Here is a 21628-nt window from a genome sequence, read left to right as displayed (position 1 = left end):
CGCGGGCGGGCTCAGCCCGCCCGCGGCGTCCGCATTGTCACCAGTTCCTCGGCGGCGCTGGGGTGCAGCGCGATCGTGCGGTCGAAATCCGCCTTGGTCGCGCCCATGCTGACGGCGATCGCCACCGCCTGGATGATCTCGCCGGCATCGTGGCCGAGAATGTGCACGCCGAGCATGCGGTCGCTCTGCGCATCGACGACGAGCTTCATGTAGATGCGCTCCTCGCGGCCGGAGATCGTCGCCTTCATCGGGCGGAACCCGGTCTCGAAGATGCGCAGCTCATGGCCGGCCGCGCGCGCCTGCTGCTCGGAGAGCCCGACCGTTCCGATCTCCGGCGTGGTGAACACTGCCGACGCCACGAGGTGGTGATCGACGGTCCAGGGCTTGCCGCCGAAGGTCGAGTCGGCGAAAGCATGCCCCTCGCGGATCGCCACCGGCGTCAGGTTGATGCGGTTGGTGACGTCGCCGACCGCATGGATCGAGTGTACGGCGGTCGCCGAGTTCGCGTCGACGATCACTTCGCCGACCGGACCGAGCGCGACGCCGGCCTCGGCGAGGCCGAGCCCGACCGTGTTGGGGCGCCGGCCCGTCGCGACCAGGATCACCTCGGCGTCGATCGGGGCGCCGCTGGCGCAATGGGCGCGGCGGACGCCGTCCTCCAGCAGTTCGATGCGCTCGACCGTGCAGCCGAGGCGCAGGGTGATGCCGGCATGGGCGAGCGCGTCGCGCAGCCTTGTGCGGATATCCTCGTCGAAGCCGCGCAAGATGTTGTCGCCGCGGTGGAGCACGGTGACGGTGACGCCGAGCCGGGCGAAGACGCTGGCGAATTCCAGCGCGATATAGCCGCCGCCGACCACGAGCATGCGCTTCGGCAGGCTCGGCAGGTGGAAGACCTCGTTCGAGGAGATGCCGAGCTCGCCGCCCGGGATTGGCGGGTCGAAGGCCGGATAGCCGCCGGTGGCGACCAGGATATGGCGGGCGCGGACCGTATCGCCGCCGGCGAGGCGGACCTCGTGCGGGCCGGCGACCACGGCGCGTTCGGTGCGGACGGCGACGCCGGCGCCTTCCAGCCCCTTGCGATAGAGGCCGGAGAGCCGGGTCACCTCGCGCGCGACCGCATCGCGCAGCGTGCCCCAGTCGAAGCGCGCCTCGCCCAGCGTCCAGCCGAAGCCGGCAGCGTCGGCGAAATCGTCGGCGAAGCGGCTGGCATAGACATAGAGCTTCTTGGGGACGCAGCCGCGCACCACGCAGGTGCCGCCGATCCGGTCCTCCTCGGCGATCATCACCCGGGCGCCATGGCCGGCGGCGATGCGCGCCGCCCGGGTCCCGCCCGAGCCGGCACCGATCACGAAGAGGTCGACATCGAAATCAGCCATCGCCATCCCTTTCAGGTCCGGGCCGGATATCATGCGTGAAGAGGAGGACGGCCAGCGCCAGCGCCGCGATCCACCAGCCCTGCCAGGCGCCGTGCCCGACGGTCGCGACCGAGAAGGCGCCGGCGAACAGCGCCAGCCGCGGCGCGAGGTCACGCGCCGACAGCCCGGCGAGCCCGCGCAAAGCGAGCAGCCCAGCCACCGTCAGCAGCGTCGCGCCGACGAGGCCTGTCTCGACCCAACTCTGCAGCGGCATGTCGTGCGGATGGCCGGCGGCCAGCATGGCGCGATGCTCGTGCGAGACCTCGGCGACGACGCGGTTGTTCTGCATGCTCGCGGCCGAGCCGAAGCCGGTACCGGTGACGGGGCGGGCCGTCGCGACCTCGCCGAAGCTCTGCCAGATGTCGATGCGGGCGCGCGAGCTCATCTCGTCGAAGCTGGTGACGACAGCCTTCGGCAGCGCCTTGTCGGCGAGCGGCCCGATGGCCGGCGCGATCGCCATGGTGGCGACGAAGGCGGTAGCCACCGTGATGCGCGACAGCCGCGGCAGCAGGGCGGCGCCGAGCCAGCAGGCCCAGGCGACGGCGAGGCCGAGCTTGGCCGCCTCGCTCTCGGAGCGGAAGACGCAGAACGTCACCACCAGCACGCAGATCACGGCCAGCCCGCGATCAGCCAGTGCGGCGCCCGGCCGCGACCAGAGCGCCTGCACGGTCGGCAGCACCAGCACCATCAGCACGATCATCGGACGATTGAAGACGAAGCCCATCAGCTTGCCGGTGCCAAGCGCGGCCCGCTGCGACAGGCCGGAGGCGAGTTCCACCACCATCATGGCGCCGGCGAGGATCAGCGCCAGCGCCAGCGCCCGCCAGAAGCCCGGCGACGGGCGGAAGCGGCCAGAGGCCGCGATCAGCAGCGCGAAGCCGAGCGGCAGCACGAGTTCGCCATAGGCGCGCAGCGAGCCCGGCCTGTCATGGCTCCAGCCGATCGAGAGCAGCGCCCAGAACAGGAAGCAGCCCAGCGCCAGTGCCGGCGGGGTGCCGAGCAGCGCCCGCAGGCGCCCGGCCAGCGCCCGCCCCTCCCCGGCCGCCAGCACGGCGGCGAGATAGGCAGCGGCACCGAGCCCGAGCAGCAGCGGCGCCGAGCGGTTGGCCAGCCACATCAAGATCGGCAGCAGCACCAGGCAGGCTTCGCCGGCCAGCCGCAGGCGGCGGACGCGCGCCGGCTCGGGATAGGCGGGAGCGGCGGCTGCGGCGGGCGAAGCGGTCATGCGCAGGGGCTTACTCGAAACGGCACGACCGCGACTAGTCGAAACTCCGCGGGCGTCGGCGGCAGGGACGACGAAATGTGGTGCAAAGACCTTCAGCGGATGCGGCCGCTGCGCCATCACGGGCCATCCACGGAGAATGTCAGTGGCAGAGGCTCTGTGAACTGAGGCGCGATTTTTAAGAAAAAGGCCGCCGGCACGAAGCCGGCGGCCTGATCTCAGAGGCGAGGCGCCAGGCTCAGAGCTGGTGGCCGCGCTTGCGCATCTCGGCGTTGAAACGATCGAACAGGAAGTTGCTGGTCGCCACGCTCCAGGGCTGGAGCAGGGTGAAGACCTCGTCGATGATCTCGTTGCGGTGCGCGTTGTAGCGCTGGCCGACCGGCGAGTTGAAGAAGGCCGCGACCTCCTTGAGGTCGGACTCCGTCATCTTGCTGGCGAAGACGCGCGCGGTGGTGTCGACGATCTCGGTGCGCTTGGCGTCGGCGTCGGCCTTCAGGCTCTCGAGCACCGCATCCATGTCCTTCTGCATCTCCGGACGGGTCACGCCGATGGTCTGGCGCACGCGGGCGGAGAATTCGGGGTAGATCGCGTCGAAGGACTGGGCCATGCCGGAGGCGACCACCACCTCGCGGGCCGCCTTGAGATGGTCCGGCGTCGGCGCCGTCTGCGCCTGCGCGGGCGCGACGAGCAGCGCCAGCGAGAGCAGCGCGCCGGCGAGGCTTTGACGGATCATGCGAGTACCCCTTGTCGGATTCCTGAACGGGCGAGGCCCGTCGGCGCCTGTCCACGGGAGCAAGGCGCCAGCGTGCCGCTCTTAGAACATGTACAGCCAAAGTGGAAACCACTTTTGCGGCCGCATCATGGGCGGAATGCTCAGCCCCGGCTGGCCGCCGGGTCGCCGATCACCGTCACGCCGTCCGGCCCGGCGACGAAGGCCGCCGTGGCGAGGCCGATGAACAGCCCGTGCTCCATCACCCCCGGCACCTGCGAGAGCGCCAGCGCCAACGCCTCCGGATCGGGGATGCGGCCGAGATGCGCGTCGAGGATGAGATGGCCGCCATCGGTCGCCAGCGGGGCGCCGTCGTCCTTCAGGCGAAGCACCAGCTCGCCCGCGGCGCCGGCTGACGCCATGGCCTCTACGATCGCGCGGCGTGTGGCGCCCAGGCCGAACGGCACCACCTCGATCGGCAGCGGAAAGCGGCCGAGCATGTCGACCGCCTTCGCCGCAGCGGCGATCACCACCATCCGGCGCGAGGCCGCAGCGACGATCTTCTCGCGCAGCAGGGCCGCGCCGCCGCCCTTGATCAGGCGCAGGCGGCCGTCGAGCTCGTCGGCGCCGTCGACCGTCAGGTCGAGCTCCGGCGTCTCGTCGAGCGTCGTCATCGGGATGCGCAGGCGCTCGGCCTGCGCCTGCGTCGCCTCCGAGGTGGCGACGCAGAGGATGGCGAGCCCCTGCGCCACGCGGGCGCCGAGCCCGTCGACGAAGTGCTTCGCCGTCGAGCCCGTGCCGAGGCCGAGCCGCATTCCCGGCTCGACCAGCGCCAGCGCGGCTTGCGCCGCAGCCCGCTTGAGCGCGTCGCTCACGCGCCGAGGCCGCCCATCAGCATGTACTTGATCTCGACGAACTCCTCGATGCCGTGGAGCGAGCCCTCGCGGCCGAGGCCCGATTCCTTGACGCCACCGAAGGGCGCGACCTCGGTGCCGAGCATCGCCGAGTTGATGCCGACCATGCCGTATTCCAGCTCCTCCGCGACACGGAAGGCCCGGCCGAGATCCTTCGTGTAGAAATATGCCGCCAGGCCGAAGGGCGTGTCGTTGGCGAGCGCGATGACCTCGTCCTCGCTGCCGAAGCGGTAGACCGGGGCGACGGGGCCGAAGATCTCCTCGCGCGAGACCAGCATCTGCGTGGTGGCGCCGGCGAGCACGGTCGGCTCGAAGAAGGTGCGCCCCAGCGCGTGGCGCTTACCGCCGACCACGACCCTGGCGCCCTTCTCCACGGCATCGGCGACGTGGCGCTCGACCTTGTCGGCGGCGCGGGCGTTGATCAGCGGCCCCTGGGTCACGCCGGCCTCGGTGCCATTGCCGACCTTCAGCTTGGCGACCTCGGCGGCGAAGGCCTCGACGAAGGCGTCGTGGATGCCGTCCTGCACGAAAAGCCTGTTGGTGCAGACGCAGGTCTGGCCCATGTTGCGGTACTTGGCGGCGATCGCGCCCTGCACGGCCGCGTCGAGATCGGCGTCGTCGAAGACGATGAAGGGCGCGTTGCCGCCGAGCTCGAGCCCGACCTTCTTCACCGTCGAGGCGGCCTGCTGCATCAGCAGCTTGCCGACCGGCGTCGAGCCGGTAAAGCCGATGAAGCGGATCGCCGGATGCGAGGTCATCACCTTGCCGATCGCGACCGCGTCGCCGGTGACGGTGTTGAGCACGCCCTCGGGGAAGCCGGCGCGGATCGCCAGTTCGATCAGGGCGAGCGCGGTCAGCGGCGTGTCCGGCGCCGGCTTGACCACGAAGGTGCAGCCGGCGGCGAGGCCGGGCGCGCATTTGCGGGTGATCATCGCGGCCGGGAAGTTCCAGGGCGTGATCGCGGCGCAGACGCCGACAGGCTGCTTCTGCACAATGATGCGCGAGTTCGGGAAGGGCGAGGGAATGGTCTCGCCATAGATGCGCTTGGCTTCCTCGGCGTAGAACTCGACGAAGGAGGCGGCATAGGCCACCTCGCCGCGCGCCTCGGCCAGCGGCTTGCCCTGCTCGGCCGTCATGATCCGCGCCAGGTCCTCCTGGTTGGCCATGATCAGCTCGAACCATTTGCGCAGGATCTGCGAGCGCTCCTTGGCGCTCTTGCGCGCCCACGGCTTGAAGGCGCGCTTGGCGGCCTCGACCGCGGCCACCGTCTCCACCTCGCCGAAGCGCGGCACCTTCGCCAGTTCCTCGCCCGTCGCCGGGTTGTCGACGACGTCGACGCCCTCGCCGAGCCAGGCCCCGCCGACATGGCACTGCGTCTTCAGGAGGGTCGGATCGTTGAGCTGGAGCATGGCGGCCTCGCGACGGCTTGAAAGGACTGCCAGCCGTCTACAGCATCACCCGGCAGAGGGGAAAGCGCGTGGGCGCCTGGACCGCCATGCCTCAAAGCGCCTCGCGCGCCCTCACTTCGCCTGGGGGGTGCACACCACCTTGTCGTCGAAGACGTAACAGTTGCTCATCTCGCCGGTGCGCAGATTGGCGCGGAAGATGCCGCCCTCGCGCTCGTGGCGCGACGGCATCAGCGCATATTCGCCCGGCTGCTGCTGGGGGCCAGCGCCCTCGCCCGCCGGGAAGCAGACGGTGATGCCGATGCCGCCGTCCTTGAGCTGGAACTGGCATGCGCCGACCTCACCCGTCGCGCGATCGACGCGATACATGCGGTTGATGTCGGTCTGCGGCGCCGGCGCGAACTCGAAGGAGCCGGCGAGCGCGGGCGCAGCCGCGAGGCAGGCCGCGACGGCAACGATCTTCCGGACCTGGGCAAACCTGAACACCGTGGCGACCTCCAGCGATTCGCGCGGGAGGATATCACGCGCCGGCCTGCGCCGATCAGCGGAAACCGTGACCATCGCCGCGGCGGTGGCGCGCTTGCCAAGCGGCGGCGGCGCGGCCCTTATGCCGCAAGCCAGCAACAGGATGCCGCCATGTCCCTGCCCCCGATCGTCGTCTTCGATCTCGACGGAACCCTCGCCGAGACCGCGCCCGACATCATGCACACGCTGAACGTCATCCTGCAGCAGGAAGGCCTGGCGGCGCTGCCGGTGGAGCGGGCGCGCGAACTGGTCGGCGCCGGCGCCCGCGCGCTGATCGAGCGCGGCTTCAAGGCGAGCGGCCGGCCACTGGACGCGCAGACGCTGGAGCGGCTGTTCGAGCAGTTCCTCGAGATCTATGCGGGTGCGGTGGCGCCGAACTCCTATCTGCATGACGGGGTGGTCGAGGCGCTCGATGCCCTCACGGCGGACGGGTTCGTCTTCGGCGTCTGCACCAATAAGCCGATCCTGCACACGCGCCTGATCCTCGACGCCTTCGGGGTGACGAACCGCTTCGCGGCCATCGCCGGGCGCGACAGCTACGCCTTCTTCAAGCCCGACCCGCGCCATCTCACGATGACGATCGCAGAGGCCGGCGCCGACCCGCGCCGCGCCGTCATGATCGGCGATTCGCGCACCGATGTGGCGACCGCCAAGGCCGCCGGCATCCCGGTGGTCTGCGTGCCCTTCGGCTATACCGACGTGCCGGTGGAGGATCTGTCGCCCGACCGCGTCATCCAGCACTTCTCGGCGCTGCCCGAGGCCGTGCGCGCGCTCGTACCTGCGGCCTGAGCACAGCCGGCGCTCGACCACGCCTCAGGCGCGCCGAAACGTGCCCGCGAGGGCGACGATTCATAAGGCGAATTGTCGGGGAAATGGTGGGCGGCACAGGGATCGAACCTGTGACCCCTCCCGTGTGAAGGGAGTGCTCTACCGCTGAGCTAGCCGCCCGGAGCGGGCTTCTCCTAGGGCGCTCCGGCGGCCGCGTCAATGCTCAACTCGCAGCCGCGCACGCCGCCCTGTGTATGGCGCGGCTTTCAGAGCAGGCGCACGGCTTCCGGCGGGCATTCGGCCGCGAAGGCCAGCGCGTCGGCACGGAAGGCGGTCCAGGCCGGGAGGGGCTCGGAACTGCCGGGGCCGTCGCGCATCGGCAGCCGGGCGTTGCGTTCGTCCAGGATCGAATCCGGATCGATCCGCGCCGAACGGCACATGGCCCGCGCGATCCGGATGATGCGCTCTTCATCGGCGTCGGGTCTGCTCATCATTCATGCTCCTGCCAGGCCTAGGCTTGCCCTCAGCCGGTCGGTCGACCGCCGAGGGCAGCGACGTAACGCCGTCGCGGCCGCCCGGTTCCCGGCTGTGCCGGAAGCAATTGCAGGATCGATGCCGCGGCGGTGGCGCGGGCAGGAAAACGCTCGTCGGCGGATTGCCGGAGACGGCGATCAGGCGCGGTGAGGTCGTATGCGACGGCCTTCCGACGGCCCATCCCGCACCCGAAGAGCGGGCGGGTGCGAAACCCGGCCAGAATGCGACAGAAGCAAGGCGACGCTAACCCTTGTTGCTGCCCCGCAACGCCCGCCGGAAAGCTGGAGAAGTCGCGCCGATGTGAACGCTCGGCCGTTTGCGCAGCCCCTGCGCATCTGCCAGAGGTTTTTGAATTGTTGACGTTTTTCCGCCAGCTTTCCTCCCTGCTGCCGCCCCCATTCGCTCGAGGCTGAAATGACCCGTCTCTTCCATGTGGCCCTGCTCGCCGGCGCCTGCCTTTCGGCCAGCGCGACCATCGCGACCGCCGAAATCGACCCGCTGACCCGCCAGCCGCTGTTCCAGTACGCCGACCCGTCGAAGGCGCAGGCCACGACGATCCCGCGCGAGGTCGTGTCCTACGAGACCCGCCACCGTCCGGGCACGATCGTGATCAACACCACCGAGCGCCGCCTCTATTTCGTGCTGCCCGAGGGCAAGGCCGTGCGCTACGGCGTCGGCGTCGGCCGTCCGGGCTTCGACTGGGCCGGCTCGCAGACCATCACCCGCAAGGCCGAGTGGCCGACCTGGACGCCGCCGGCCAGCATGCTGAAGCGCCGCCCCGACCTGCCGCGCTTCATGCCCGGCGGCCCGGAGAACCCGATGGGCGCCCGCGCGCTCTATCTCGGCTCGACCCTCTATCGCATCCACGGCTCGAACGAGCCGGAGACGATCGGCCAGGCCGTCTCCTCGGGCTGCATCCGCATGCTGAACGACGACGTGATCGACCTCTACGAGCGCGCCAAGGTCGGCACCCGCGTCGTCGTCGCCCGCTGACGCGACGCTTCGGACAAACCCTTAGACGACCCAGGGCCGGCGGCGACGCCGGCCTTTTTCATGGGCAGATGCGGCGGCAACCGCCTCAGCGGCGGGCGGAGGGGCGCTCGCGCGAGAGGCCCTGCTCGTCGAGCGCGGCGAGATAGGCCGCCATCTTGGCCTCGCGCTCGCGGCCGAGCAGGCGCAGATAGTCCCAGCCGAAGATGCCGGTGTCGTGCATGTCGTCGAAGGTCAGCCGCACGGCATAGTTGCCGACCGGCTCGACCTTGAGGATCTCGACCTCGCGCTTGCCGGGCACGATGCGCTTCTGGCTGGGCCCGTGGCCCTGGACCTCGGCAGAAGGGCTTTCGACCCGCAGCAGCTCAGCCGGCAGCTCGTGGCTCTCGCCGCCCTCGAAACTCACGGTGAGGGTGCGCCGGTCTTTCGACAGACGGATTTCGCTCGGCCAATCCGACATGATGCTGGCGCTCCTTCGATGCGGCTGCGGCTTTCGGCCCGCTTGACCTGCGGGGTGGCCGCGACAATGCTTCGTGCCTATATCGGCAAGAAACCGGCCGGCGTGAAGCCGCCGGGACGACGCACCGGAACAGCCCAGGACAAGGCCTTCGTGCTCGACGCCCCGCTCAAGCCCCTGACGCGCGCCCCGCTGGTCGATCCCTTCGGCCGCGACATCTCCTATCTGCGGATCTCGGTGACGGACCGCTGCGATTTCCGCTGCGTGTACTGCATGTCCGAGGACATGACCTTCCTGCCGAAGCGCGACCTGCTGACGCTGGAGGAGATCGACCGGATCGCCACCGCCTTCATTCAGCGCGGCACCCGCAAGCTGCGCATCACCGGTGGCGAGCCGCTGGTGCGGCGCGAGATCATGAGCCTGTTCCGCTCGCTCTCGCGCCATCTCGCCTCGGGCGCGCTCGACGAGGTGACGGTGACCACCAACGGCTCGCAGCTGGCCCGCCATGCGGCCGAGCTCGCCGCCTGCGGCGTGCGCCGGGTCAACGTCTCGCTCGACACGCTCGATCCCGACCTGTTCCGCACGATCACGCGCTGGGGTGACCTCTCCAAGGTGCTGGCGGGAATCGAGGCGGCGCGGGCGGCCGGCCTGCACGTCAAGATCAACGCGGTGGCACTCAAGGGCGTCAACGAGGACGAGATCCCGACGATGATGCGCTGGGCGCACGGGCTCGGCATGGACCTCACCCTGATCGAGGTGATGCCGCTCGGCGAGATCGAGCCGGCGCGGCTCGACCAGTACCTGCCGCTCTCTATGGTCAGGGCGCGGCTGATGGACCAGTACACGCTGGACGACGATCCGCACCGCACCGGCGGCCCGGCGCGCTATGTCCGGGTGCGCGAAACCGGCGGGCTGCTCGGCTTCATCACGCCGATGACCCATAATTTCTGCGAAAGCTGCAATCGCGTGCGGCTGACCTGCACCGGCACGCTCTACATGTGCCTCGGCCAGGAGGACGCCGCCGACCTGCGTGCGCCGCTGCGCGCCTCCGAGGACGACGCCCTGCTCCACAAGGCGATGCAGGAGGCGATCTCGCGCAAGCCCAAGGGCCATGACTTCGTGATCGACCGGCGCACGCCGCGTGCCGCGGTCGGGCGGCATATGAGCGTCACCGGCGGCTGAGCGCCGCCGCGGCGGCCGCCCTCACATGCGGTAGGCCATGCGCACGCCGCCCCAATGGCGGCCGTTGACGCGGATCGGCGCATCGACCTCCCGCATCAGCTCGGAGCCGGCGGGGCCCATATCGCGCAGATAGGACTGCACCAGGAAGGGCCGCGTCGAGCGCGCCGCCATGATGCCCGCGCGGTCGTCGAAGATCCGCCGGTCGCGGCTGAAGGCCGGGTTCCAGTCGGGATCACCGGGCCGCTGCGGCAGCGAGTATTGCGGGTGGTGGACGGGTATGAAGCCGTTGCGGTCGACCGCGAGGCTGAAGACGAGGCGCGGATCGGTCGCCATCATCTCCTCGAGCAGCGGCGGCAGCAGTTGCTGCATCACCGGCAGCGCGCGGTTCCAGTACTGGCGCGGATCGGTATCGGAAATCGCGACGTAATCGACGTCGAAGAGGTCGTCTTCCGGGAGCCGGCGCAGGCGCAACGCGTCCTCGAACAGCAAGGCGACGCGATGGGCGAAGAGCTGAGCCCGATCGATCAGCGGGCGATAGCCCTCCTCGATCGCGGCAAGGCGCTGGCGCAGCGCCGCATGCTCTGGGCCCTCCGGCCCCTCGAAGGCGAGATGCAGGCCGAGATCGCTGCGGCCCTTGACGCGGCAGGCCAGGGCCGGCAGCCCGTCGAGCGCGACCCGGGCCAGGCTGCCGGTCTCGATCCGGTCCGGGCCGTCATGGCGGGCGAGCACACCGCCGAAGCCGATATCGATGGTCTGGACCCGGTGGGCGACGCCGTCCGCCGTCAGCACGGCGGGCAACTCGGCCGGGAAGCGGTCATGGCGGCGGCGGTCGGCGAAGACCGTATGGCGCAGCGTCGGCACGAAGCGCTCGATCAGCCCGTCCGCCTGGCGGGTGCCCTCGGCGAGGGCATGGCGGGCGCCGGCGCATTCCTCGGCGGCAGCGAGCGCCATCCGGTCCATGGTGACGACGCGCTGCTGCACCGTCTCGACGAAGCGTGCCGTGACGTCGGCCCCGCGCGACAGCTCGGCGGCGGCGGCGGCCTGCTCCAGCGTGGCTTCGCTGATCGTCGCCATCACCGGATTGACGTCGGTGACCATGCGCAGCGCATCGCCGATCACGGCGGCCGAGCCCTGCGCCGTCTGGTTCAGCCGGTCGACCCGGCCGCGAATGTCGTCGACTGCGTCGCGCACCTCGCAGGACAGCGACTTCACCTCCTGGGCGACCACGGCGAAGCCGCGGCCGGTCTCGCCGGCGCGCGCCGCCTCGATGGTGGCGTTGAGCGCGAGCAGATTGGTCTGGCGGGCAATGTCGGCGATAGCGTCGACCACCGAGCGGATCTCGCCGGCGGCCAGCGCCAGCTCGTCCATCATCCGCGTCGCCTCGCCCGCCCGGACGGCGGCGGCATCGAGCCGGCCGCGCATGCCGGTCATCAGCGCGCCGACGCGCTCTGCCGCGTCCGAGACCTGCTGGGTCGCACCGGCGAAGGCGACGGAATTGGTGCTGGCCGAGAACGCGACCTCACGCAGCTCGGCGACGCCGGCATGGATCTCGCGCGAGCGGGCCTCAGCGCGCACCGAGCATTCCTCGGAGCGGTCGAGCCCGTCGGTCAGCCGGCGCATGGCGGCGACGACGTCGTTTTCCAGCTCGTTGATGGTCTCGCCCACCGGGCCCGCAACCTCGGCGGGAACCGGGACCGGCACGGTGCTTTCGGGCTGCGGCGCGACGGGCACCGGCTCGGGAGGCGAGGTCCGGCGCGACCAGCGCCGGAGAGCACGAAGAAGCATAGGCAGATTCCGGACGGACGCGGTCCGGGGACCATGACGCCGCCATGGTTAACACTTCGTCCTGCCCTCACCCGGTCAGCGCATGGCCCCGCGGCCCGCGCCGCCATGGACCGGCGCAAAGGGCGCGGTCTAGATTGCCCTTCAATCCGCGGCGGGACATGGCGGTCGCCCAGCGCCGCGCGAGAGACTTGGTCTCCCGCGCGTCCGGGTCCGGCGTCCCGGCCGGTTGCGGGACCAGTCGGCAGCCGGGATCGCGCGGGTTCGCGGCCCAGTCGGGAGAGGAAAGCGATGAGCGCGAGGAGCTACGACGTCATCGTCGCCGGCGTCGGCGCCATGGGCTCCTCCGCCTGCTGGCATCTGGCGAAGCGCGGCCTGCGGGTGCTCGGGCTGGAGCGCTTCGACCTCGGCCACGCCATGGGCTCCTCGCACGGGCTGACCCGGATCATCCGCCTCGCCTATTTCGAAGGCTCGCATTACGTGCCGATCGTCCGGCGCGCCCATGCGCTCTGGCAGGAGGCCGGTGCCGCCGCCGGGATGCGCCTGCTTCACGTCACCGGCTCGCTCGACCTCGCGCCCGAGGGGCTCGGACCGGTCGAATCCTCGCTGCAATCCTGCCTCGACCACGGGCTCGAGCACGAGGTCCTGTCACATGCCGAGATCGCCCGCCGTTTTCCCGCGTTTCGCCTGCCGGAGAAGCATCTCGGCCTGTGGCAGCCGGATGGCGGCTTCGTCGCCTCCGAGAAGGCGATCTACGCCCATGTCGGCCTGGCGCAGGCGCACGGCGCCGAGATCCGCACCGGCGAGCCGATGCTCGACTGGGCGCCGACCGCCGATGGCGGCGTCACCGTCCGCACCGAGCGCGGCAGCTATTCGGCCGGGCGGCTGGTCATCACCTCCGGCGGCTGGATCGCCGATGCGGTGCCGGCGCTGCAGAGCCGCGTCTCGACCGTCAAGCAGGCGATCGGCTGGTTCAGCACGCAGCGGCCCGAGCTGTTCCGCGCCGACGCCTTCCCGGTCTTCATCCTCAGCGTCGAGGAAGGCAGCTTCTACGGCTTCCCGCTCTACGAGCATCCCGGCTTCAAGCTCGGCGGCCCGCATTTCGGCCGGGAGCCGATGGACCCGCGCGAGCCCGACCGCACGCCGAGCCCGAACCAGCTTCGGCTGATCCGCGAATGCCTCGCCCGCTACATCCCCGACGCCGCCGGCGATCCGCTGACGGTCCGGGGCTGCGTCTACACGGTCTCGCCCGACGAGGACTTCATCATCGACGCCGTGCCCGGTGTGCCGCAGACGGTGTTCGCCTCGGCCTGTTCCGGCCACGGCTTCAAGTTCGCCAGCGCCATCGGCGAGATCCTCGCCGATCTCGGCACCGGCAAGCCCTCCGCCTTCGACCTCTCGCCCTTCTCGCTCGCGCGCTTCGGCGCCTGACGCTTCCGCATCGGGACATCATCTTGGCCACCGCCGTCCAGAATCGCCGCGGGATCATCGCGATGCTCGGGGCTATGGCCCTGTTCTCGGTCAACGACACCTTCATGAAGCTGGCGCGCGAGACCTTCCCGACCGGGCAGGCGGTGGCGCTGCGCACGGTCTTCGCGCTGATCGCCGGCTTCGCGGTGATCATGATCCTCGGCGACGTGCGCCGGCTCGGCATGGCGCTGCGCCCGCTGGTGCTGGGGCGCGGCCTGGCGGAGGCGCTCTCGGCGCTCTGCTTCATCTGGGCGCTCGGCCAGATGCCGCTCGGCACGATCACCGCGATCCTGATGGCCTCCCCGCTGCTGCTCGTCGTGCTGGCGGTGGTGCTGCGCCTCGAGGTCGTGGGCTGGCGGCGCGCCGCGGCGCTGGCGGTCGGCTTCGCCGGCGTGTTGATCGTGGCGCGGCCGAGCGGCGACGGGCTGGGCCTTGCCGCCCTGGTGGCGCTGGGAAGCGCCGCCCTCGTCGCCGCGCGCGAACTGCTGACGCGGCAGATCGGGCCGAGCGTGCCCGTCACCATCGTCTCCTTCTCGACGGGCATCGTGGTGGGGATCGTCTCGCTCGGCTTCGGCCTGTTCGAAGAGTGGGTGCCGACCTTCAGGCCGCAGCTTCTCTACCTGGTGATGGCCGCGGTGCTGGTGACGCTCGGAAATTTCTGCATCATCAACGCCTTCCGCAGCACCGACATCGGCGTCGTCTCCGGCTATCGCTATGCCGTCGTCGTCTTCGCCGTGACGATCGGCTACATCGTCTGGGACGAGAGGCCGGATGCCGCCGCGCTCGCCGGCATCGCGCTGATCGTCGGCAGCGGCCTCTACACGCTGCACCGCCAACGCGTGCGTCGCGATTCCAACCTCAAGCCGGAAGGCGAGCCACCCCTGTGACGGCCCCCCGCCCGACCCTGCTGATTCTCGTCGCGATCTCGTCCCTGCAGCCGATCGCGCTCAACATGCTGGCGCCCGCGACGCCGGCGCTGGCGCGCGAGTTCGGCGCGAGCTACGCCACGATCCAGCTGACCCTGACGCTGTTCCTCGTCTCGGTCGCGCTGACGCAGCTGGTGGTCGGCCCGCTTTCGGACCGCTTCGGCCGGCGCCCCTGCGTCATCGCCGGCATCGCGCTGTTCGTCGCCGGCTCGGTGCTCGGCGCGCTGTCCCAGAGCACCTGGGTGCTGCTGCTCAGCCGCGTGCTGGAGGGCGCCGGCTCGGGCACCGCCTTCGCGCTGACGCGCGCCATCATCCGCGACACCTCGAGCCGCGACGACGCCGCCAGCCAGATCGCCTCGGTGACCATGGTCATGGTCGTGGCGCCGATGATCGCGCCCTATCTCGGCGGCCAGATCGATTCCTGGCTCGGCTGGCGCACCATCTTCTGGGCGATGGTGGCGGTCGGCAGCGTCGTGCTGCTGCTGACGGCCTGGCGCCTGCCGGAGACGGCGCCCGTCATCGGGGTGCGCAGTTCGCTCTCCGGGCTGTTCCGCGCCTTCCCGATCCTGCTTTCCGACCGCGAGTTCCAGATGAACGCCATCGCGGTCTCGACCACGACGGCGGCCTTCTTCGCCTTCGTCGCCGCCGCGCCGCATATCGTGGTCGAGGTCATGGGCCATGGCTCGGACGCCTACGGCACCTATTTCATCCTGAATGCGCTCGGCTACATGATCGGCAATTTCGGCATGTCGCGGCTGGTGCGACGCCATGGCGCGCCCCGGCTTATCCGCATCGGTCTCGTCATTTCGTTCATAGCGACCACCGCCGCCTTCGCGATTTCGCTGAGCGCCTACTGGACGCCGCTCTCGCTGTTCCTGCCGCTCGCCTTCAACGCCATCGGCAACGGGCTGACCATTCCCGGCGCGACGGCCGAGGCGCTCTCGGCGAGGCCGGAGCTGGCGGGCTCCGCTGCGGGTCTCTCGGGCGCGCTGCAGCTCGGGAGCAGCGCCCTTGCCGCCGTGCTCGTCAGCGCACTGGTCGTCGTCTGGCCGCAGGTGATGATGCTGATGATGTGGCTACTGATCGCCATCGCCATGCTGGCGCTGCGCCCGTCGAGGCCAGACCGGGCCGCATAGCCCCTCGGCGACGGAACCTTGTCTCGCGCTTATCTTTCCTATAACCGCCCTCGGAGGCCGCATAACGCGGCCATAACGTCATGATCCGAGGGAGCCCAAGGTGCAGGCAGCACTCGCCATCAGCCGGCTGATCGACGGCCTTAACCAGCGCATAGGCCGCTCCTTCGCGTGGTTGCTGGTGGCCGCCATTCTCGTGTCGACGGTCAACGCCATCGTCCGCAAGGTCTTCAACGTCTCGTCGAACGCCTGGCTCGAGCTGCAGTGGATGCTGTTCAGCGCGGTCTTCCTGTTCTGCGCGCCGTGGACGCTGATGCTGAAGGAGCACATCCGCATCGACATCGTGAACCTGGCCCTGCCCCGGCGCGTGCAGCTCTGGATCGAGCTGCTCGGCCATATCCTGTTCCTGATGCCGTTCGCGCTGCTGACGCTCTACTATGCCGTGCCGTTCTTCCTGCGCTCCTACGCCGTCAACGAGCAGTCGCTCTCGGCTGGCGGGCTGGCACAATGGCCGGCCAAGGGGCTGGTGGTGATCGGCTTCTTCCTGCTGGCGCTGCAGGGCGTCTCCGAGATCATCAAGCAGATCGCGATCATGCGTGGCGTGATCGAGGACGATTCCCAGAGCGGCGGACTTGCCGCGTCGACCGAGGCCGAAGCCGAGCGCCTGCTGCAGCAGGCCAAGGCCGACGGCCTCACCTGACCGCTCGCAAGCCCGCTCCGGACACGACATATCATGCAGCTCTCCCGCATCGTCCGCGCCACGGCCTCTGTGCCGGCGCTCGCCCTCTTCGCGCTGCTGAGCCTGCACATGGGCGACGCGCACGCCGCCGGTGTCACCGACTTCCTGCGCGCGAACATGGCGCCGGTGATGTTCGGCGCGCTGATCGTCTTCCTGCTGCTCGGCTATCCCGTGGCCTTCGCGCTGGCGGCCAACGGGCTGTTCTTCGCGCTGATCGGCATCGAGCTCGGCCTGTTCCAGGAGAACTTCCTGCAGGCGATGCCCGAACGCGTCTACGGCACGATGAACAACGACGTGCTGTTGGCGATCCCGTTCTTCACCTTCATGGGGCTGGTGCTGGAGCGCTCGGGCATGGCGGAGGACCTGCTCGACACGATCAGCCAGCTCTTCGGGCCGGTGCGCGGCGGCCTCGCCTTTGCCGTCGTCTTCGTCGGCGCGCTGCTGGCGGCGACCACCGGCGTCGTCGCGGCCTCCGTGATCTCGATGGGGCTGATCTCCCTGCCGATCATGCTGCGCTACGGCTACGACCGGCGGCTGGCGGCCGGTGTCATCACCGCCTCTGGCACGCTGGCGCAGATCATCCCGCCCTCGCTGGTGCTGATCGTGCTGGCCGACCAGCTCGGCCGCCCCGTTGGTGAGATGTACGAAGGGGCGATGATCCCCGGGCTGGCGCTCGCGGCGCTCTACGCGGTCTACGTGCTCTCGGTCGGCCTCGTCGCGCCGAACCGCGTGCCCGGCCTGCCCGAGGAGGCGCTGACGCTGCGCGACGCGGACGGCAAGACGCGCCGCACCTCGCTCGGCGTGGTGATGCTGCTGTCCTTCGGCACGGCCTATGCCTTTCTGAAGCTCTACACCAACGTCACCGCCGGCTCCGACTTCGCCGTGATGCTGATGCTGATCGGCATCACGATCTCGCTGGTGATCGCCGGCGCCAACAAGCTTCTGCGCCTCAACCTGCTCTCGCACATGGCGGAGCGCGTCATCTTCTCGATGGTGCCGCCGCTGGCGCTGGTCTTCCTGGTGCTCGGCACGATCTTCATCGGCGTCGCGACCCCGACCGAGGGCGGCGCGATGGGCGCGGCGGGCGCGGTGCTGCTCGCCTTCGTGCGCGGCCGGATGACCTTCCAGCTGCTGAAGCAGGCGACGGAGTCGACCGCGAAGCTCTCCGCCTTCGTGCTCTTCATCCTGCTGGGCGCGCGCGTCTTCGCCCTGACCTTCTACGGGGTGAACGGCCATGTCTGGGTCGAGCACCTGCTCGTCGGCCTGCCCGGCGGCACGATCGGCTTCCTGGCGATCGTCAACGTGATCGTCTTCGTGCTGGCCTTCTTCCTCGACTTCTTCGAGCTCGCTTTCATCGTCGTGCCGCTGCTGGCGCCAGCAGCGGAGAAGCTCGGCATCGACCTGATCTGGTTCGGCGTCATCCTGGCGATGAACATGCAGACCAGCTTCATGACCGCGCCCTTCGGCTTCGCGCTGTTCTTCCTGCGCTCGGTCGCGCCGCGCACGGCCTATGTCGACAAGATCACCGGCAAGCGCATGGAGCCGGTGACCACGGGGCAGATCTACTGGGGCGCGGTGCCCTTCATCGGCATCCAGTGCCTGATGGTGGTGCTGCTGATCCTCTTCCCGCAGATGGTGATGCACTACAAGGGATCGGTGAAACAGCTCGACCAGCAGGAGATCAACAAGCAGCTGGATTCGATCAGCATTCCCGGACTGGGCGATGGCGGTGCCTTCCCCGGCCTCGGCCTGCCCCCGGCTCCCGGCCAGTAAGCTCCGGCGTATCGAATTTCTTTCATGAACAGAAAAGGCCCCGGACCGTCAGGTCCGGGGCCTTTTCGATGATCGAGCATGCGGCGCGCCGCCCGCGGGCGGCCGACCATCACCAGCGCTGGAAACCGTCGTTGAGCGTGTCGCGGCGCACCCGGCCGCTGACCACGGCGCGGACCTCGCCGAGCGAGGTGGCGCTGCGGGCCTCGCCATAGAGCATGGCGTCGGCGTTCGAGCCGTAGCGGCGCGACGACTTGCCGATTTCGACCCGGACCCCGCCGCCCATGCGCACGCAGGTGGTGCTGCCCTCGAGGCGCACGAAGCCGGCGCCGTATTCCGGGCACGACCTGGCGCCGCGCGGGGCCTGCTGTGCGGGGGCGGGACGCGGCTTGAGCGCGGCGCGGCCGGGAATCGGCTCGCCGATCGACTGCGCCGACGCCAGGCCGGGCAGGCCGAGCAGCGCGATGATGAGGAGAGCGGGACGCAGCATCATGGCCTCGATCGCGTGAAAACCGCGCGATCCTAGCGCGTTCGCCCGATGCGGGCAAAGCGGCGCAGGCCGAGCAAGGCCAGGCATGGCGGCAGATGGCGCGACAGCCATTGCCTGAAAACGCGGAAAGCCCGGCACCGGGCCGGGCTTTCGCTGATCATCGTCACGCTGGCGCGCAGCGATCACTTTGCCGTGCGGTTGCGCACCTGGAAGATGTCGAAGGTCAGCTCCGCCACCTGCCACCAGAGATACTGGTCGTTGCGGAAGGCGTTCATCGCGTCGATCGCCTTCTTGAACTCCGGGTTCTTCGCCGAGATCTCGGCATAGAGCTCGTTCGAGGCCTTGAGCGAGGCGTCCATCACGTCCTGCGGGAACGGGCGGAGCTGCGCGCCGGCCGCGATCAGGCGCTTCAGCGCCGCCGGGTTCTGCACGTCGTACTTGGCGGTCATCTGCTGGGTGGCATAGGCCGCCGCCGCGCGCAGCGCCGCCTGGTAATGCTTCGGCAGGCTGTCCCACCGCTCGGTGTTGATGAAGGCGTGGACGGCCGGGCCGCCCTCCCAGAAGCCGGGATAATAGTAATAGGGCGCGACCTTGGCGAAGCCGAGCTTCTCGTCGTCATAGGGGCCGACCCATTCGGCGCCGTCGATCGTGCCCTTTTCGAGCGAGGGGTAGATGTCGCCGCCGGCGAGCTGCTGCGGCACGACGCCGAGCTTCTGCAGCACCGAGCCGGCGATGCCGGCGATGCGCATCTTCAGGCCCTGCAGGTCGGCGACCGACTTGATCTCCTTGCGGAACCAGCCGCCCATCTGCGCGCCGGTGTTGCCGCACTGGATGCCGACGACGTTGTACTTCTTCCAGAACTCGTTGAAGAGCGCGTCGCCGCCGCCCTGCGCCAGCCAGGCGGTCTGCATGCGGGTGTTCAGGCCGAACGGCACCGAGGACGGGATCGCGAAGGTCGGATCCTTGCCGACATAGTAGTAGGAGACCGTGTGGCAGATCTCGACCGTGTTGTTCGACACGGCGTCGAGCGCCTGCAGGCCGGGCACGATCTCGCCCGCGGCGAAGACCTGGATCTGGAACTTCCCGTCGGTCAGCTCGGAGACCATCTTGGCCAGCGTCTCGCCGCCGCCATAGATCGTGTCGAGCGACTTCGGGAAGCTGGAGGTCAGGCGCCACTTCACCTCGGGATTCGACTGGGCGATCGCCGGCATCGCGATGGTGGAGCCGGCCGCGCCGACCGTGGCGGCCTGCAGAAAGTGACGACGCTTCATCTGGGACATCTCCTCGTTTCGACGTTTTTTATCGTCGTGCGCGACCAGCGATAGAACGGCACGACGCGAACTAGAAGGGCGACATTGGTGGGGGATGGCGGGCTCTCTGCGGAGCCCTTCCGGCGGGATCCTGCCCGAGAGGCGGCTGCCCTCCCCGTCTGCGCGAACCTGCGGAGCACCTCCGTTGCCGTCGCCCGCCATGGCCCTGCGCATAGGGGCGCTTTGCGCCCAGAGCATGGCACGGCTGCGCTCAAGCGATGCGGCTTTTCGGGGGCGCGGTCAACCACCACCACGCACCGAAACAGGCGATTTTTGCAGCAGTTGTCGCGGCAAATCACCGGAAACGGCCGTGGAAAGATGGTTTCTCGCCGCGCACCGCGAAGCCCCGTGCCTATGAAGCCGCCCATCCGCATGCGCCGATCACATGACGGAGAGTGTAACGGCAGGTATCCCCGCGGGGGACTTGCGCAAAGCGCATGATCGACGCATGTTATTGCAGCGCAGCATGCCCATGTCTGCGCCAACACTCCTTTTCCGAAGCCGATCCATGAGCCTGTCCGTCACGGAGGACGTTGCTGCGCGCGATGCGCAGGCCGCGCCCGCCACGTCGCCCCGCGCCGCGCCCCACCGCGTCTCCCTCGTGCTGCTGGCGCTCGCCATGGGCGGTTTCGCCATCGGCACGGCCGAGTTCGCGGTGATGAGCCTCCTGCCCTATTTCTCGGCCGGGCTCGGCATCGACGAACCCACGGCGGGTCTTGTGATCAGCGCCTATGCCGCCGGCGTGGTGGTCGGCGCGCCGGTGATCGCCGTGCTGGCGGCGCGGCTGTCGCGCCGGACGCTGCTCATCGGCCTGATGGCGACCTTCGCCGTGACCAACGGGCTGAGCGCGCTGGCGCCGAGCTATTCCTGGATGCTCGCCTTCCGCTTCCTCAGCGGCCTGCCGCATGGCGCCTATTTCGGCGTGGCGGCGCTGGTCGCGGCCTCGCTGGTGCCGCGCAACCGCCGGTCGCAGGCCGTGGCGCGCGTCATGCTGGGCCTGACGATCGCGACGATCATCGGCGTGCCGCTCGCCAACGGGCTCGGCCAGTGGCTGGGCTGGCGCTGGGGCTTCGGCCTCGTGGCACTGCTGGCGGCGCTGACCGCCGTGCTGATCGCGCTCTTCGCGCCGCGCGACGAGCCGCAGGCGGGCTCCAGCCCGCTGCGCGAGCTCGGTGCGCTGCGCCACCGCCAGGTCTGGCTAACGCTGGCGATCGGCGCGATCGGCTTCGGCGGCATGTTCGCGGTCTACACCTATGTCGCCTCGACGCTTCTGGAGGTGACGCAGGTCTCGCCGGCCATGGTGCCGGTCGTGCTCGCCGTGTTCGGCCTCGGCCTGACCGTCGGCACGCTCGCCGCCGCCTGGGCCGCGGACCGGGCGCTGATGCCGTCGATCGGCGCGATCCTGCTGTGGAGCGCGCTGTCGCTGGCGCTGTTCCCGTTCGCGGCCGGCAATCTCGTCGCGGTCTGCGTGGTCGTGTTCATGATCGGCTGCGGCGGCGGGCTCGGCACGCCGCTCCAGACCCGGCTGATGGACGTGGCGCAGGACGCACAGTCGCTGGCGGCGGCGCTCAACCACAGCGCCTTCAACACCGCCAACGCGCTCGGCCCCTGGCTCGGCGGCATGGCGATCGCGGCCGGTTATGGCTGGACATCGACCGGCTGGGTCGGCATGGGCCTGGCGCTCGCCGGCTTCGCGGTCTTCCTTCTGACTTGGTGGGATGCGCGGCGCGGCGAGCCCGGCGCGCCCCGCTGAGCCGGACGCCTTCGCGGGCCGTCCTGCAGCATTTTTGACCGGTCCGCCCGCGAAAGCGGCGCGCTTCCCTTCGCCGCCCCTTGCCGCTGCGCCCGTTCCTCCCTCACAGTGTCGCCATGATCCGGCCGGGCGT

20 protein-coding genes and 1 tRNA gene are annotated in these 21628 nt (G+C 69.8%); 9 read left to right on the top strand and 12 right to left on the bottom strand.

Annotated elements, in window-relative coordinates:
* Positions 1–11: 11 nt before the first annotated feature.
* The 6 genes from gor to ABE438_RS07330 all read right to left on the bottom strand — a co-directional run bounded on the left by gor (position 12) and on the right by ABE438_RS07330 (position 6290).
* Complete coding sequence (gene gor, locus ABE438_RS07355; RefSeq protein ID WP_346501913.1) at positions 12–1376, bottom strand: glutathione-disulfide reductase; 1365 nt, start codon at positions 1374–1376, stop codon at positions 12–14.
* The gene (locus ABE438_RS07350; RefSeq protein ID WP_346501912.1) at positions 1369–2640 is read right to left on the bottom strand and encodes an O-antigen ligase family protein; all 1272 of its coding nucleotides are present in this window, start codon (positions 2638–2640) and stop codon (positions 1369–1371) included. Before ABE438_RS07350 ends, gor begins: the two co-directional genes overlap by 8 nt.
* 235 nt (positions 2641–2875) lie before the next feature.
* A complete protein-coding gene (locus ABE438_RS07345) occupies positions 2876–3370 on the bottom strand; it encodes a DUF2059 domain-containing protein (RefSeq protein ID WP_346501911.1) in 495 nt (164 codons plus the stop codon).
* 140 nt (positions 3371–3510) lie between these two features.
* A complete protein-coding gene (rpiA, locus tag ABE438_RS07340) occupies positions 3511–4221 on the bottom strand; it encodes a ribose-5-phosphate isomerase RpiA (protein ID WP_346501910.1) in 711 nt (236 codons plus the stop codon).
* Positions 4218–5669 (bottom strand): NAD-dependent succinate-semialdehyde dehydrogenase, encoded by a 1452-nt coding sequence (locus ABE438_RS07335; protein WP_346501909.1) that lies wholly within the window; start codon positions 5667–5669, stop codon positions 4218–4220. Before ABE438_RS07335 ends, rpiA begins: the two co-directional genes overlap by 4 nt.
* Positions 5670–5780: 111 nt before the next feature.
* Complete coding sequence (locus tag ABE438_RS07330) at positions 5781–6290, bottom strand: hypothetical protein (protein ID WP_465248573.1); 510 nt, start codon at positions 6288–6290, stop codon at positions 5781–5783.
* A 12-nt stretch (positions 6291–6302) separates the two neighbouring features.
* Here ABE438_RS07330 and gph point away from each other — a divergent pair, with 12 nt between their 5' ends.
* Positions 6303–6980, top strand: a complete 678-nt coding sequence (gph, locus tag ABE438_RS07325) for a phosphoglycolate phosphatase (RefSeq protein WP_346501908.1) — start codon at positions 6303–6305, stop codon at positions 6978–6980.
* A gap of 84 nt (positions 6981–7064) precedes the next feature.
* On the opposite strand, the gene ABE438_RS07320 is transcribed toward gph, so the two are convergent.
* A tRNA-Val gene (locus ABE438_RS07320) sits at positions 7065–7139 on the bottom strand.
* Positions 7140–7225: 86 nt separating this feature from the next.
* Positions 7226–7450, bottom strand: a complete 225-nt coding sequence (locus tag ABE438_RS07315; protein WP_346501906.1) for a hypothetical protein — start codon at positions 7448–7450, stop codon at positions 7226–7228.
* 457 nt (positions 7451–7907) lie between these two features.
* On the opposite strand from ABE438_RS07315, the gene ABE438_RS07310 reads away from it, so the two are divergent.
* A complete protein-coding gene (locus tag ABE438_RS07310; protein ID WP_346501905.1) occupies positions 7908–8486 on the top strand; it encodes a L,D-transpeptidase in 579 nt (192 codons plus the stop codon).
* An 85-nt stretch (positions 8487–8571) separates the two neighbouring features.
* Here ABE438_RS07310 and ABE438_RS07305 read toward each other — a convergent pair whose 3' ends face one another.
* Positions 8572–8943, bottom strand: coding sequence for a gamma-butyrobetaine hydroxylase family protein (locus ABE438_RS07305; RefSeq protein WP_346501904.1), 372 nt, complete (start codon positions 8941–8943; stop codon positions 8572–8574).
* 66 nt (positions 8944–9009) lie between these two features.
* On the opposite strand from ABE438_RS07305, the gene moaA reads away from it, so the two are divergent.
* Entirely contained in the window at positions 9010–10122 is a 1113-nt protein-coding gene (gene moaA / locus ABE438_RS07300) for a GTP 3',8-cyclase MoaA (RefSeq protein WP_346501903.1), read from the top strand.
* A gap of 21 nt (positions 10123–10143) precedes the next feature.
* On the opposite strand, the gene ABE438_RS07295 is transcribed toward moaA, so the two are convergent.
* The gene (locus ABE438_RS07295; protein ID WP_346501902.1) at positions 10144–11907 is read right to left on the bottom strand and encodes a methyl-accepting chemotaxis protein; all 1764 of its coding nucleotides are present in this window, start codon (positions 11905–11907) and stop codon (positions 10144–10146) included.
* Positions 11908–12195: 288 nt separating this feature from the next.
* Between ABE438_RS07295 and solA the strand changes: the two genes are divergently transcribed.
* The 5 genes from solA (at position 12196) to ABE438_RS07270 (ending at position 17945) form a co-directional block, all read left to right on the top strand.
* The gene (solA, locus tag ABE438_RS07290) at positions 12196–13335 is read left to right on the top strand and encodes an N-methyl-L-tryptophan oxidase (protein ID WP_346501901.1); all 1140 of its coding nucleotides are present in this window, start codon (positions 12196–12198) and stop codon (positions 13333–13335) included.
* Between the two features lie 23 nt (positions 13336–13358).
* Positions 13359–14261, top strand: coding sequence for a DMT family transporter (locus ABE438_RS07285; RefSeq protein WP_346501900.1), 903 nt, complete (start codon positions 13359–13361; stop codon positions 14259–14261).
* Positions 14258–15436, top strand: a complete 1179-nt coding sequence (locus ABE438_RS07280) for a multidrug effflux MFS transporter (protein ID WP_346501899.1) — start codon at positions 14258–14260, stop codon at positions 15434–15436. The genes ABE438_RS07285 and ABE438_RS07280 overlap by 4 nt, the downstream gene beginning before the upstream one ends.
* 100 nt (positions 15437–15536) lie before the next feature.
* Positions 15537–16133: a TRAP transporter small permease subunit gene (locus ABE438_RS07275; RefSeq protein ID WP_346501897.1), complete on the top strand. Its 597-nt coding sequence runs from the start codon at positions 15537–15539 to the stop codon at positions 16131–16133.
* 108 nt (positions 16134–16241) lie between these two features.
* Entirely contained in the window at positions 16242–17945 is a 1704-nt protein-coding gene (locus ABE438_RS07270) for a TRAP transporter large permease (protein WP_346502109.1), read from the top strand.
* A 109-nt stretch (positions 17946–18054) separates the two neighbouring features.
* Here the strand turns inward: ABE438_RS07270 and ABE438_RS07265 are convergent, their stop codons facing one another.
* Together ABE438_RS07265 and ABE438_RS07260 are read right to left on the bottom strand one after the other, a co-directional pair.
* Entirely contained in the window at positions 18055–18435 is a 381-nt protein-coding gene (locus tag ABE438_RS07265) for a porin (RefSeq protein ID WP_346501896.1), read from the bottom strand.
* Positions 18436–18614: 179 nt separating this feature from the next.
* A complete protein-coding gene (locus ABE438_RS07260; RefSeq protein WP_346501895.1) occupies positions 18615–19703 on the bottom strand; it encodes a TRAP transporter substrate-binding protein in 1089 nt (362 codons plus the stop codon).
* Positions 19704–20250: 547 nt separating this feature from the next.
* Between ABE438_RS07260 and ABE438_RS07255 the strand changes: the two genes are divergently transcribed.
* Positions 20251–21495 (top strand): MFS transporter, encoded by a 1245-nt coding sequence (locus tag ABE438_RS07255; protein WP_346501893.1) that lies wholly within the window; start codon positions 20251–20253, stop codon positions 21493–21495.
* Positions 21496–21628 lie beyond the last annotated feature (133 nt).

The organism is Allobosea sp. TWI1241 (genome assembly GCF_039673065.1).
Taxonomy (GTDB): Bacteria; Pseudomonadota; Alphaproteobacteria; order Rhizobiales; family Beijerinckiaceae; genus Allobosea.
Note: the sequence above shows the minus strand (reverse complement) of the source record. Positions and strands in the feature narration are given on the sequence as shown.

Bases quoted from the DNA above. Each gene is read 5' to 3' on its own strand.
- gor (WP_346501913.1), bottom strand. From the start codon at position 1,376: ATGGCTGATTTCGATGTCGACCTCTTCGTGATCGGTGCCGGCTCGGGC.
- ABE438_RS07310 (WP_346501905.1), top strand. From the start codon at position 7,908: ATGACCCGTCTCTTCCATGTGGCCCTGCTCGCCGGCGCCTGCCTTTCG.
- ABE438_RS07295 (WP_346501902.1), bottom strand. From the start codon at position 11,907: ATGCTTCTTCGTGCTCTCCGGCGCTGGTCGCGCCGGACCTCGCCTCCC.
- solA (WP_346501901.1), top strand. From the start codon at position 12,196: ATGAGCGCGAGGAGCTACGACGTCATCGTCGCCGGCGTCGGCGCCATG.
- ABE438_RS07260 (WP_346501895.1), bottom strand. From the start codon at position 19,703: ATGAAGCGTCGTCACTTTCTGCAGGCCGCCACGGTCGGCGCGGCCGGC.
- ABE438_RS07255 (WP_346501893.1), top strand. From the start codon at position 20,251: ATGAGCCTGTCCGTCACGGAGGACGTTGCTGCGCGCGATGCGCAGGCC.
- ABE438_RS07265 (WP_346501896.1), bottom strand. From the start codon at position 18,435: ATGATGCTGCGTCCCGCTCTCCTCATCATCGCGCTGCTCGGCCTGCCC.
- ABE438_RS07270 (WP_346502109.1), top strand. From the start codon at position 16,242: ATGGGCGACGCGCACGCCGCCGGTGTCACCGACTTCCTGCGCGCGAAC.
- ABE438_RS07335 (WP_346501909.1), bottom strand. From the start codon at position 5,669: ATGCTCCAGCTCAACGATCCGACCCTCCTGAAGACGCAGTGCCATGTC.
- moaA (WP_346501903.1), top strand. From the start codon at position 9,010: ATGCTTCGTGCCTATATCGGCAAGAAACCGGCCGGCGTGAAGCCGCCG.
- ABE438_RS07350 (WP_346501912.1), bottom strand. From the start codon at position 2,640: ATGACCGCTTCGCCCGCCGCAGCCGCCGCTCCCGCCTATCCCGAGCCG.
- ABE438_RS07305 (WP_346501904.1), bottom strand. From the start codon at position 8,943: ATGTCGGATTGGCCGAGCGAAATCCGTCTGTCGAAAGACCGGCGCACC.
- ABE438_RS07315 (WP_346501906.1), bottom strand. From the start codon at position 7,450: ATGAGCAGACCCGACGCCGATGAAGAGCGCATCATCCGGATCGCGCGG.
- gph (WP_346501908.1), top strand. From the start codon at position 6,303: ATGTCCCTGCCCCCGATCGTCGTCTTCGATCTCGACGGAACCCTCGCC.
- ABE438_RS07345 (WP_346501911.1), bottom strand. From the start codon at position 3,370: ATGATCCGTCAAAGCCTCGCCGGCGCGCTGCTCTCGCTGGCGCTGCTC.